Origin of the sequence: Campylobacter sp. 2014D-0216, assembly GCF_014931215.1 — a bacterium.
GTDB lineage: Bacteria > Campylobacterota > Campylobacteria > Campylobacterales > Campylobacteraceae > Campylobacter_D.
In genome coordinates, this window is the sequence record NZ_CP063089.1 from 309,955 (window position 1) to 321,753 (window position 11,799).

Genomic DNA, 11,799 nt, shown 5'->3' on the forward strand with positions numbered 1-11,799 from the left:
GAGTTTCATGAAACAAGGTGATTTTAGCGAAGTTGCAAAACACTACCATAACAGACCAGCATATTCAAGCATGCTTATAGAAAAGTTAATCAAATGTGTAAATGAGCAAAATAAGAGCACGTTAAAAGTTGTAGAAGTAGGTGCAGGTACAGGAAAGCTTACTAAAATGCTTGCTGATGAGTTTGACCTTTATATAGATGCAGTTGAGCCAAATGATAATATGCGTGAAGAGGGTGTTAAATTTACTCAAAATTTGCAAAATATTATTTGGCATAAAGGTAGCGGAGAAGAAACTACTATGCCTAGTAACTATGCTGATTGGGTAATCATGGCTAGTTCTTTTCATTGGACAGATCCTAAAAAATCTTTACCTGAATTTGCAAGAGTGCTTACAGGGGGGGGGTATTTCACTGCCATATGGAATCCGCGCCATATAGCTAAAGGTTCTGTGTTTCATGAAATTGAAGAGGAAATTAAACATATTGTACCAGAGCTTACTCGTGTAAGTAGTGGGGTGCAAAATGTTAAAAATTGGGAAGAAATCTTAGTAAGTACTGGAGATTTCAAGGACTGCTTTTTTATGGAGTGTGATTATAAAGAGTTTTGGAGTAAAGAACGTTACTTAGGAGCTTGGCATTCTGTAAATGATATTCAAGCGCAAGCTGGAAAAGCTAGATGGGAAGAAATTTTAAAAATGATAGAAAATAAAATTTCATCCATGGATATGATCGAAATTCCTTATAAAATCCGTGCATGGACGGTGCGTAAGGCATAAAAAATCCTTTAGCTTTTTTAGCTTTGCTATTAAAGTTAAAGGAAAAAAATGAAAAAAATAGTAGAACAAGTTTGGGATTATACTAAGCATGCAAAATTTTACTCATATAGACCAAATTATGCGCCACTTAGTATAGATATGTTAGTAGAACTTGCTAAAAGAACTAGTCAAGATTCAAAGATAAAAGTTGCAGATATTGGAGCGGGTACTGGAAATTTAAGCATTATGCTTTTAGAGAGAGCTTGTAAAGTAGTTGCAGTTGAGCCAAATGACGCGATGCGCGAAATTGGTATAGAGAGAACTCAAGGACAAGATATAGAATGGGTAAGAGCTACTGGTGTCGATTCTACTTTAAAAGATGGAGAGTTTGACTGGGTAAGTTTTGGTAGTAGTTTTAATGTAATGGATAGATCAATGGCATTAAAAGAAAGTCATAGACTACTTAAAAAAGGGTGTTATTTTACTTGCATGTGGAATCATAGAGATCTAAATGATCCATATCAAAAAATAGCAGAGGATATTATCGTTGGTTTTGTTCCAAATTATACAAGAGGTACAAGAAGAGAAGATCAGCGTCCTATTATAGAAGCACATAAAGAGCTTTTTGATAATATTGTTTATTTAGAAGAGGATTTTTATTTTCATCAAAGTGTAGATAATTACATTAATGCTTGGAAAAGTGTAAAAAATCCTTATTGGGATCTTGAAACAAAAGAAGGTAATGAGTTGTTTGAGAAAATCACTGATAAGTTAAAGCAAGAATTACCAGGTGAATTTGATATCAAATATACAACGAGAGCTTGGAGCGCAAAAAAAATATAAAAGAGTAGTATTTATGGAAAGATTAGTTTTTCAAACAAAAGCAAGAAATTTGCAAAATTTAAAAAATATACTTAAAAATGCAAAAGTTTTAGATGTGGTTGTTACTTCTTTAAAAGAAATCACTCAAGATAAGGAAAATATATTTAAAAAAATTAGCAATTTAAACGCAAAAAAACTAATCATCCGTAGTTCTTCTAGCAGCGAAGATAGCTTAAAAAGCTCCAACGCTGGAGCCTTTTTAAGTTTAGCTAATATAGACATTAGCGACAAAAATCAACTTTTTGAGGCTTTGGATAAAGTAGGTCGTTCTATGCCTAGTGAGAATGATGAAATTTTAATCCAACCTATGCTTTTAGATATTCAAAAATGTGGCGTTGCTTTTAGTGTGGATAAAGATAATTTTGCTCCATATTTTTGCATAGAATATGATGATAATGGATCAAATAGTTCTATTACAGATGGTAGTGCTAAAAATGCTAAAACGTATTTTCACTACCGTGAAAATGAAGATGCAAAAGATCCGTATATGCAAAAAGTTATCTTGTTGATAAAAGAACTTGAAAATTTATATGGGTGTAATTTTTTAGATGTGGAATTTGCTTTTAATAAACAAGGTGAGCTTTTTTGTTTACAAGTAAGACCTTTAATAATGCAAGCAAAAATTAATCTTTTTAACAACCTACCTAAGCAAGCTTTACATAGACTTTATAAAAGATTTCTATCTTTACAAGAGCCAAGATCTAGGGTGCTTGGAGATAAAGCTATTTTTGGTGTAATGCCTGATTGGAATCCAGCAGAAATTATAGGACTTAGACCAAAAAGATTAGCTTTTAGTCTTTATAAAGAGATTGTTACGGATAATATTTGGGCTTACCAAAGAGACAATTATGGTTATAGAGATTTAAGATCACATCCGTTAATTCACTCTTTTTTGGGTATCCCTTATGTAGATGTGAGACTTTCTTTTAATTCTTTTATACCAAAAACACTTGATGAGAATATTGCTAAAAAGTTAGTTAATTATTATTTAGACAAGTTATATAAAAATCACGAATTGCATGATAAAGTAGAGTTTGATATAGTATTTTCTTGTTATGATTTTCATGTGGCAAAGAAATTAGAGTATTTGCTGGATTATGGTTTTAATAAAAATGAAATCAAACGCATTGAATTTTCTTTATTAAATCTTACTAATTCTATTATTGATATTAAAAATGGTTTGTGTTTGAAAGATATAGAAAAATCAAAACAAATGAGTTTACATTATGAAAATATTATGCATTCGGATTTTTCATCATTAGATAAAATTTATTGGCTTTTAGAAGAATGCAAAAGATACGGAACATTGCCATTTGCTGGTGTTGCAAGAGCCGCGTTTGTGGCCATGACTATGCTTAATTCTTTGGTGGAAATTGGATTTTTTAGTAAAGAAGAAAAAAATGAATTTTTAAATTCTCTTCATACTGTTAGTAAAACCTTGAGTAATGAATTGGCAAATTTAAATGAAAACAACAAACAAGATTTTCTAAAACAATTTGGTCATTTACGAGCAGGAACTTATAATATTTTATCTCCAAGGTATGATGAAGATTTTGATGGGTATTTTGACCTAAAGCAAAAAGGTGAAATCCAAAAAGAAAAAGAATTTGAAATTGGCGATGCGAAGTTACAAAAACTTGATCAAATTTTAAAAGAACACGGGGTTGAAGTTAATGCAAAAGATTTTTTTAGCTTTTTAAAAATAGCCATAGAAGGGCGCGAATTTATTAAATTTGAATTTACCAAACTCTTATCTAAAGCCATATCGCTGATAGAAGATCTTGGAAATTACTATGAAATTTCTAAAGAAGATATGGCGCATTTAGATGTTAAAAGTGTTTTAAATTTATACTCTAGCGTGTATTCAAAAAACCCAAAAGAAAAATTTTTAAGTGAGATTAATGAAAACAAACAAGAGTATGAGTTAAGTTTGGCTATAAAACTACCTGCTTTGCTAACTGATGCGGATCAGGTATTTGGATTTTTTGCAAATTGTATTCATCCAAATTTTATTACCCAAAAAAGTATTAGTGCTAATATTGCTCTAGAGGGAGATCAGGATTTAAAAGGCAAAGTGGTATTAATCTATGCGGCTGATCCTGGATATGATTATTTATTTACAAAGGATATTGCAGGTTTTATCACTTGTTATGGTGGTGCAAATTCGCATATGGCTATTAGAGCTTCTGAACTTGCCATGCCTGCTGTTATTGGAGTGGGTGAAGAAAACTTTAAAAAATATCTTCAAGCAAAAAAAATTAAGATTGATTGTCAAAGTGAGCAGATATTTTGTCTATGAAATTTATAGCTATTAGCCAAAGAATTTTAGAAAATCAAGACTATAATGAGTTAAGAGAGTGCTTAGCGCTTGATTGGGGGATTTTTTTTAAAAACGAATTAAGTGGTTTTTTACCACTTCCGTTAAGTTATGAGATTGATTTTAAAAACTACATTCCTTATGTTAGTGCAGTGATTTTGAGTGGGGGCAATGATTTAAATTCTTGCAAATCTTCTTTTGTCAATCAAAAAAGAGACGAATATGAGAAAAACATTATCAAGCATTGTATGCAAGATAATATCCCTTTACTTGGAATTTGTAAAGGAGCGCAGATGATCGCCTCTTGTTTTAATTCTACTATTTGTCCTTGTAAAGGACATGTTGGAAATCACGAAATATATTTAAACGATCAAAGAATTAATGTCAATTCATATCATAATTTTGCTATTAAAACGTTGGGTAATGAGCTTGAGATATTAGCAAGTGCAAAAGATGGAACAATAGAGGCTTTTAAGCATAAAAAATTTAGTATTTATGGTTTAATGTGGCATATTGAAAGAGAAAATGGAATGAATGAGCAAAGTGTTTTTAATGCGTGGTTAAAGGATGTAAAATGAGAGCTATAATTTTGGCAGCGGGTTTTGGTTCTAGGCTGATGCCCTTGACAAAAGATAATCCAAAGTGTATGGTTGAATATAAAAATAAAAAAATAATAGACTATGAAATTCAAGCTTTAAAAGAAAATAACATTCATGAGATATGTATAGTTGGCGGATATTTATTTGATGTTTTAAAAGATTATGTGGGTAAAAATCATAATTTGGAATTGTTTTATAAAAATAAAAACTATGATAAAACTAATATGGTTCAGACTTTATTTTGCGCTAGAGAATTTTTACAAAGTTGTATTGAAGATAAGCAAGATTTGATTATTTCTTATGCTGATATAGTTTATTTTAAAGATAGTATTGAAAAACTTAAACAATCAAAAGATGATTTTGCTGTCATTGTGGATAAATCATGGAAAGAGCTATGGACAAAAAGATTTAAAAATCCACTTGATGATGCTGAAACTTTAAAACTAAAAGATGGTTTTATTACAGAACTTGGTAGGCAAGCAAAAAGTTATGATGAAATTCAAGGACAATATATAGGTTTGTTTAAATTTTCGTATCAATTTTTAAAAGAAGTTTTAAAAACTTATGAAGAACTTGACAAAACTCAGTTTTATGATGGGAAAAATTTTCAAAATATGTACATGACAAGCTTTTTGCAGATTTTAATTGATAAATATAAAAATGCAAAAGCTATCGAAGTTAATGGAAATTGGTGTGAGATTGATTTCATGAGTGATTTAAAAGTGGAGATTAAATGAAAAAACCATACGTTATTTGGCTTACGGGTTTAGCGGGTAGTGGAAAGAGTACTATAGGTAGGGCTTTGTATGAAAAGCTAAAAAGAGAATGTGAAAATATTATCTATCTTGATGGAGATGAGTTAAGAGAACTGTTAGGACATTACGGTTACGACAAGCAAGGTCGTATAGATGTAGCATTAAAAAGATCCCAATTTGCTAAATTCTTAAATGATCAGGGTATGATAGTAGTCGTGACAACTATATCTATGTTTGATGAAATTTATAAATACAATAGAGAAAATTTAAACAATTATTTTGAAATTTATATTAAGTGTCCAATGGAAGAATTAATTGCAAGAGATCAAAAAGAGCTTTATACAAAAGCTTTAAACAGTGAAATTAAAAATGTTGTAGGTGTTGATATAAAATATGATGAACCAAATGCGCATTTTGTACTAGATAATTCAATGCAAGAGAATTTAGATGAAAAAGTTGAAATGATTATAAAACAACTATTATGAGACTGTATACCACATCAAAAAGATTAAAAGAAAATGTTAAAAACTTTTATAAGATAACTTTATACTATTTCTATAAAATCATCATAAAAGAAGATGTTTTTGTGGGCTGGGGTAGAAAAAAATCGGGTTTAAAAGCTATAGAATTGGCCAAAAAATATGATGCAAAATTTTTACTTTTAGAAGATGGCTTTTTGCGTTCATTAAATTTAGGTGTAGAAAATAGCCCAAGTTTTTCTATTGTTAAAGATGGTGTGGGAATTTACTACGATGCTACGGCGCCATCTAAACTCGAAAATATTTTAAATTCTTATGAGTTTAGCACCGAAGAACTAGAGCAAGCAAAAAAGGCCATAGAGCTTATAAAAAAAGAAAAACTTAGCAAGTATAATAATAACCTTTGCATACCAAAAGAGCTTTTTAGTGCTAATGAAGAACGTGTATTGATCATCACTCAAGTAGCAAACGATGCTTCGTTAAAATTTGGTTTAGCTAGTAGTTTTTCAACTCAAGATATGATAAATGATGCGATCAAAGAAAATCCAAATGCTAAAGTATATATTAAAATTCACCCTGATGTGCTTAGTGGTAAAAAGCAAAGTGATTTTGATGTGCAAGATTTACCAAGTAAATGTGTTGTCATAAAAGAAAATTATAATCCAATAGAATTGTTAAGTCGTTTTAAAAAAGTCTATACTAAAACTTCCGGTATGGGTTTTGAAGCTTTGATGTTAGGAAGTGAATGCGTGTGTTATGGTATGCCATTTTATGCAGGTTGGGGTTTAACACAAGATAAATTAGAATGTAAAAGAAGGTTTAAAAAAAGAACTTTAGAGGAAATCTTTTGCACTGCTTATATTTTATATAGTGAGTATTTTAATCCTTGCTCGAATCAAAAAAGTAACATCTTTGATACCATCCATACTCTAGCAAAGTATAAAAAGATAGAACAAGCTAATTCCAACACTTTGTATTTTTTAGGTTTTTCTAAATGGAAAAGAGAATTTACAAGACCATTTTTTAAAGCTAAAAGCAATAAAATCATTTTTTTAAACTCACCAGGTGAACTTTATAAAGCGAATTTAAATCCTGATGATAAAATTTTCATTTGGGGTAAAAAGTATGACAAAGCTTTGTTGGCTAAAGATTTTAAAAATGCAATTTTTCTAGTAGAAGATGGCTTTTTACGCTCGGTTTTTTTAGGTTCAGATCTTACACGCCCTTTTTCTTTGATAGTAGATAGCAAAGGCTTGTATGTTGATCCAAGTAAGCCAAGTGATTTAGAAGATATTTTGCAAAATCACATCTTTGATGAGAGCTTAAAACAAAGAGCTAAAAAACTCATCATTACCATCACGCAAAATAAATTTTCAAAGTACAATGGCTTAAAGCATGAAAAGCTAAATTTTAACACCAATAAAAAAATTATTTTAATTCCTGCTCAAGTAGAAGATGATGCTTCTATGATCTTAGGTGGAGCAGGCTTTGATACTTTAAAACTTTTACAAAGTGCGAGAAAGGCCAATGAAAATGCTTTTATAGTGTTTAAACCACATCCTGATGTTTTAAGTGGTAACCGTAAAGGTTTAAAAGATAAAAGCATTATTTTAAAATACTGTGATGAAATTATAGAAAATGTCAGCATAGACAGCGCTATCAATGCATGCGATGAAGTACATACTATCACTTCTACAAGCGGTTTTGATGCTCTTTTGCGTGGTAAAAAAGTAGTAGTGTATGGCAAGCCTTTTTATGCAGGTTGGGGTTTAACTATGGATCTACATCAAATTCCAAGACGCACAAGAGTGCTTAGTTTAGAAGAGCTTGTTGCGGGAGTTTTGATCCTTTATCCAAGATACATCCACCCAAAAAGTAAAAATTTATGTGAAGTTGAGCTTGCTTTAGATATAATGTTAAAAATGCAAAAAGATTATTTTTCTAAATTTTATTTGCGTTGGTTTATGAATATAAGAATTTATACATTAAGAAAAATAAGAAGAATCATAGAATTTATTTTAGGTCGATGAATTTAAGTAAGAAGTTAAAAAAATTTTCCGGTAAAAATGTTTTGTTACTTCAGGGTCCTGTGGGGGGATTTTTCCGTAAAATTGCTACAAGAATTCCACAAGCTAAGGTTTATAAAGTAAATTTTAATGGCGGGGATTTTTTCTTTTATCCTTATAATAGTATTAATTATACCAAAAGCTTAGCTGAGCTTGAAGACTTTTATAAAAAACTTTTTGAAGAAAAACAAATTCAAGTAGTGCTGATGTACAATGACTGTAGAAAAGTACATGAAATCGCCATTAATGTAGCTAAGCAAATGGGTATTGAAGTGTGGATTTTTGAAGAAGGTTATATAAGGCCAAACTTCATTACTTTTGAAAAAGACGGAGTGAATGCAAACTCAACTCTACCAAGAAATAAGGAATTTTATCTAAGTCAGAAAAAATTTGATAAAGAGCATAAATTTATAACTTTTTCAAGCACATTTACAAATATGGCCTTTGCTTCGTTTTTATACTGGCTTTTTGCTTTTTTACTTTCTTGGCGTTTTAACAATTCCTTGCACCATAGAAGTTTAAAATTATTTGACTTTTTGCCTTGGTTTTGTTCAGTATATAGAAAAAATAAATACAAAATCAGCGAAAAAAAACTTAATGAAAAAATTCTTTCTCTAAAGCAAAAGTATTTTTTAGCTATTTTACAAGTGCATAATGATACCCAGTTGTCTCATCACTATAAAAAAACTACAGAAAAATTTATAGAAGAGGTGATTATCTCTTTTGCTAATCATGCTAAAGCAAAGTCTTATTTAGTTTTTAAACATCATCCTATGGACCGTGGCTATAGGGATTATACTAAGCTTATAGAAGATTTGAGTTTAAAATATAATGTCGAGGGTAGAATTTTATATGTGCATGATTTGCATTTACCTACACTTTTGATCAATGCAAGAGGTACTATAGTCATAAATAGCACAGTAGGACTTTCTGCCTTATATCACAATAGTCCTTTAAAGGTTATGGGAAAAGCCTTTTATGATATAGAAGGCCTAACGTATCAAAAAAGCTTGCATGCCTTTTGGAAAGAGTGTAGAGCCTATAAGCCTGATGTAGTTTTGCATACTAAATTTAGAAACTATGTGATATATAAAACCCAAGTTAATGGAAATTTCTTCAAAAATACTAGCTTGGATTAAAATTTCTTTTTATAGTTTTGTGCAATTTTTTTCAGTTTAAAGGGTAGGGTAAGATAGCCTAGCTTAAAAGGAGTTCTTGAAGCTTGCAAAAGTGCATTACCTAAAAGATAAGGCAAATGTGTTTTGGCTATTTGAGCGTGTTTATAGTCTGCGTAGGATTTAAGTGGCGGTAGGTTTTTGACATCTTTTTGTTGCTTAAAGTGAGCTTTTCTAACTCTTCTTAACTCAAAAGGGATTTTGAAGTATCCTAGATAGCTTTTGCTATTTTTCATAATCACCTCCCCAAGTTTATAACTTAATCTTTCTTTGATTCTTAAGCTTGCTCCATAAAGCTGGTTATTTTGGTGGATAAATGTTTCGTATTCTTTTTGTAAATTTTTATGATTTAAAAAACGCAAAAGATTATGGTTTTGGCTTTGTAAAAATGTTTGCGTATCAAGCCTAGTTAGCTCATGATATTCTAGTACTAATTCTTTATAAAAAACTATAGGTGGGATTAAAAACTCATGAGTATTGGTAAGATGATTTTTAAAATCAAGCTTTTTACATTCATCGTTTTTAAGCAGTAAAATTCCTATCAAGTCTATATAATCAAGCCTAGGCGTTTTTTCATTTGCCATGCTTAAACCCGAGCTTTCTTCGCTTTGTTTAATTGCTTGAGTGTTGAGGTATAAAGAAGTTTGATCATCGCAAAATGCATTTTCATTTTGTATATCTTGAAAAGTATTGATAAGTCCAAAATTTTTTACTAGCTTAAAGAAAGAATTTTCGATACTTATAGATGATATGGTGTGGCTTGCAAGATTGGCTTGATTCCAAGTGTGAATGCCTAAAATTTGATAACCGCAAAGATTTTTTGGGAAAATGATTTTTTCTTTAGCTTTAATTCTTGCAACTTTTTCATGAAAAAATGAATTTTTATGCTCTAGTGTATCAAAGTTTGATGGTTTAAAGATATAAAATTGGTTGTTAGAATAGGAAATATTTGCTTTAGAGCTTTTAAAATTGTTTAAATTTTTGATAATGTTTTTTCCAAGTTCTTGCATAGCTAGTGGCATAGGGTGAAATTTATAGTTTTGATCAAAATCATACAGGTGATTTTTTTGGTAGTAAAGATCTACATCGATTAGATTAAAACCATAGTAAGCACAATTTTTTCGGTGTGCTTCATTGATAGCTTTTGATTTATCATTACAAGCTGGTATGGGGAGTATAAGTACTATGGTGGTTTTGTTGGCTTTATAAAGTTCCTCATAAAAATAATCAATATTGCGAAGAATGATTTTTAAACTAACAGGACTTAAATAATCATTAATGTTAGATTCACTGATAATGTAATCACTTTTGTGTATATTATCTTTATGGCGTATTAGTTCATAAAGATTTTGCAAAGAAGTGCTAAGTCCTAAGGCGTAATTGTGTAAAGTAATATTTTCATTTTCAAGACCTATCCGAAGTCCATTTTTAACTACGCTATTGCTACCACCAAGTAAGATTACATTCATTTAAAACTTTCTATGCTTTAAGAAATTTTTATTTATTTTATAAAATGTTTTTTAATGAATAATTTCAGAGTAAAAATACCTTATTATCCCTTGTATTTCAGCATTTGACAAAGATGTTAACTTTAGCTATATTTTTAAATTCATTTTCATTTGTTTAGGATTTTGATGGATAAAATGTGTCAAAAAAGAGATGTTTTTTATATTGCTGGATATGATCCTAGGGGTTATAGGCATTATTATACTATGTTTAAAAAAAATCTTGCCGCACAAAATGTTCTTTTAAAGTATGATTATACCTTATCAAAAAGTCAAGTCAAAGACAATGCTTATCCATTTTGGGAAATCCAAACTCCCCATACACATACCCATTATACTTTTTTGAGCTGGAATGATATAGTGAAAAAAAATTGGTCAGAAGGCATCAAAGATGCTTTGAGCGATTGTTATAGCTTTTTTAGAATTTATACTATCACCGGGCTTTTTTTAAAATTTGGTAAAGAATCCCCACATCAACTCATCACGGGTTATTATCCGTTTTTTTATGTGCTTTTGAGTTTGATTTTTACTTTAGCTTGTGCTTTTGGAAGCTTATTTTATCTACAAAATTTTCATATTGTTTTGGGGATTTTGACTTTTATTTTATCATTAGCGGTTTTACCAAGAATTTTTTATAAATTAGGTAAGAAATTGGCTGTTTTTTGGATAGCTAGAATTTGTTCTTTTTGTGCAAATTGGGAGAAAAATTCCCAAGGAGAGTTAGAACAAAGAATGGAAAACTTTGCCAGCGTAATTTTTCAAAAAATCAAAGAAAACGCAAAAGATAAAAACTACGAACTTATTGTAAGTGCACATAGCGTAGGAACAGTTCTTTGTATAAATGTTTTAGCAAAAGTACTTAGACAATGTGAGAAAGAAAATCTGTCTTTTAAAAATTTAAAAGTCTTGACTTTAGGCGAGTGCATACCTTTAGTAAGTTATCAAAAAAGATCGTTTGAGTTTAGAAAAGATTTGGAATATTTGGGAAGTAAAAATTTAATATGGTATGATTTTACTTCTATTATTGATGGGGCTTGTTTTGCTCAGGTTGATTTCATACGCACAAGTGGAGTAAAAGCACAATTTAGCCCTAGATACCTTTCTGCTAAATTTCATACTTTGTATCCAAATAAAGACTATAAAAAAATCAAAAAAGACAAATATAAAGCCCATTTTTTGTATTTATTTGCAACGCAAATTCAAGGGGTATATGACTTTTTTGAATTTATCATAGGAAAAAACAAACTAGAAGAAAAAATCAAATAGG

Annotated in this window: 10 protein-coding genes; 9 read left to right on the plus strand and 1 reads right to left on the minus strand. The window is 30.0% G+C overall.

What is annotated here, in order from left to right; translation table 11 throughout:
- Positions 1–7 precede the first annotated feature (7 nt).
- From A0083_RS01665 to kpsS, 8 genes are read left to right on the plus strand one after another with little or no spacing between them, the layout of a single operon-like run.
- Positions 8–775: a class I SAM-dependent methyltransferase gene (locus A0083_RS01665; RefSeq protein WP_197553731.1), complete on the plus strand. Its 768-nt coding sequence runs from the start codon at positions 8–10 to the stop codon at positions 773–775.
- 48 nt (positions 776–823) lie between these two features.
- Positions 824–1,597, plus strand: coding sequence for a class I SAM-dependent methyltransferase (locus A0083_RS01670; RefSeq protein ID WP_012661056.1), 774 nt, complete (start codon positions 824–826; stop codon positions 1,595–1,597).
- A 13-nt stretch (positions 1,598–1,610) separates the two neighbouring features.
- The gene (locus tag A0083_RS01675) at positions 1,611–3,935 is read left to right on the plus strand and encodes a PEP-utilizing enzyme (protein WP_197553734.1); all 2,325 of its coding nucleotides are present in this window, start codon (positions 1,611–1,613) and stop codon (positions 3,933–3,935) included.
- Positions 3,932–4,531, plus strand: a complete 600-nt coding sequence (locus A0083_RS01680) for a gamma-glutamyl-CDP-amidate hydrolase (protein ID WP_197553737.1) — start codon at positions 3,932–3,934, stop codon at positions 4,529–4,531. The genes A0083_RS01675 and A0083_RS01680 overlap by 4 nt, the downstream gene beginning before the upstream one ends.
- Positions 4,528–5,289 (plus strand): phosphocholine cytidylyltransferase family protein, encoded by a 762-nt coding sequence (locus A0083_RS01685; protein WP_197553740.1) that lies wholly within the window; start codon positions 4,528–4,530, stop codon positions 5,287–5,289. The genes A0083_RS01680 and A0083_RS01685 overlap by 4 nt, the downstream gene beginning before the upstream one ends.
- Positions 5,286–5,792: an adenylyl-sulfate kinase gene (locus tag A0083_RS01690; protein ID WP_039662840.1), complete on the plus strand. Its 507-nt coding sequence runs from the start codon at positions 5,286–5,288 to the stop codon at positions 5,790–5,792. Before A0083_RS01685 ends, A0083_RS01690 begins: the two co-directional genes overlap by 4 nt.
- Positions 5,789–7,816, plus strand: a complete 2,028-nt coding sequence (locus A0083_RS01695; protein ID WP_197553743.1) for a capsular polysaccharide biosynthesis protein — start codon at positions 5,789–5,791, stop codon at positions 7,814–7,816. Before A0083_RS01690 ends, A0083_RS01695 begins: the two co-directional genes overlap by 4 nt.
- On the plus strand, positions 7,813–8,991 hold the full coding sequence (kpsS, locus tag A0083_RS01700) for a capsule polysaccharide modification protein KpsS (RefSeq protein WP_197553746.1): 1,179 nt from the start codon (positions 7,813–7,815) through the stop codon (positions 8,989–8,991). The genes A0083_RS01695 and kpsS overlap by 4 nt, the downstream gene beginning before the upstream one ends.
- On the opposite strand, the gene A0083_RS01705 is transcribed toward kpsS, so the two are convergent.
- A complete protein-coding gene (locus tag A0083_RS01705) occupies positions 8,988–10,496 on the minus strand; it encodes an SGNH/GDSL hydrolase family protein (RefSeq protein WP_197553749.1) in 1,509 nt (502 codons plus the stop codon). The genes kpsS and A0083_RS01705 overlap by 4 nt on opposite strands.
- A gap of 165 nt (positions 10,497–10,661) precedes the next feature.
- Here A0083_RS01705 and A0083_RS01710 point away from each other — a divergent pair, with 165 nt between their 5' ends.
- The gene (locus tag A0083_RS01710) at positions 10,662–11,798 is read left to right on the plus strand and encodes a DUF829 domain-containing protein (protein ID WP_197553752.1); all 1,137 of its coding nucleotides are present in this window, start codon (positions 10,662–10,664) and stop codon (positions 11,796–11,798) included.
- Position 11,799: the final 1 nt, after the last annotated feature.

What these genes read in the sequence shown, in the direction of transcription:
- A0083_RS01680 (WP_197553737.1), top strand. Translation starts at nt 3,932, where the DNA reads ATGAAATTTATAGCTATTAGCCAAAGAATTTTAGAAAATCAAGACTAT.
- A0083_RS01685 (WP_197553740.1), top strand. Translation starts at nt 4,528, where the DNA reads ATGAGAGCTATAATTTTGGCAGCGGGTTTTGGTTCTAGGCTGATGCCC.
- A0083_RS01675 (WP_197553734.1), top strand. Translation starts at nt 1,611, where the DNA reads ATGGAAAGATTAGTTTTTCAAACAAAAGCAAGAAATTTGCAAAATTTA.
- A0083_RS01670 (WP_012661056.1), top strand. Translation starts at nt 824, where the DNA reads ATGAAAAAAATAGTAGAACAAGTTTGGGATTATACTAAGCATGCAAAA.
- A0083_RS01665 (WP_197553731.1), top strand. Translation starts at nt 8, where the DNA reads ATGAAACAAGGTGATTTTAGCGAAGTTGCAAAACACTACCATAACAGA.
- A0083_RS01705 (WP_197553749.1), bottom strand. Translation starts at nt 10,496, where the DNA reads ATGAATGTAATCTTACTTGGTGGTAGCAATAGCGTAGTTAAAAATGGA.
- kpsS (WP_197553746.1), top strand. Translation starts at nt 7,813, where the DNA reads ATGAATTTAAGTAAGAAGTTAAAAAAATTTTCCGGTAAAAATGTTTTG.
- A0083_RS01690 (WP_039662840.1), top strand. Translation starts at nt 5,286, where the DNA reads ATGAAAAAACCATACGTTATTTGGCTTACGGGTTTAGCGGGTAGTGGA.
- A0083_RS01695 (WP_197553743.1), top strand. Translation starts at nt 5,789, where the DNA reads ATGAGACTGTATACCACATCAAAAAGATTAAAAGAAAATGTTAAAAAC.
- A0083_RS01710 (WP_197553752.1), top strand. Translation starts at nt 10,662, where the DNA reads ATGGATAAAATGTGTCAAAAAAGAGATGTTTTTTATATTGCTGGATAT.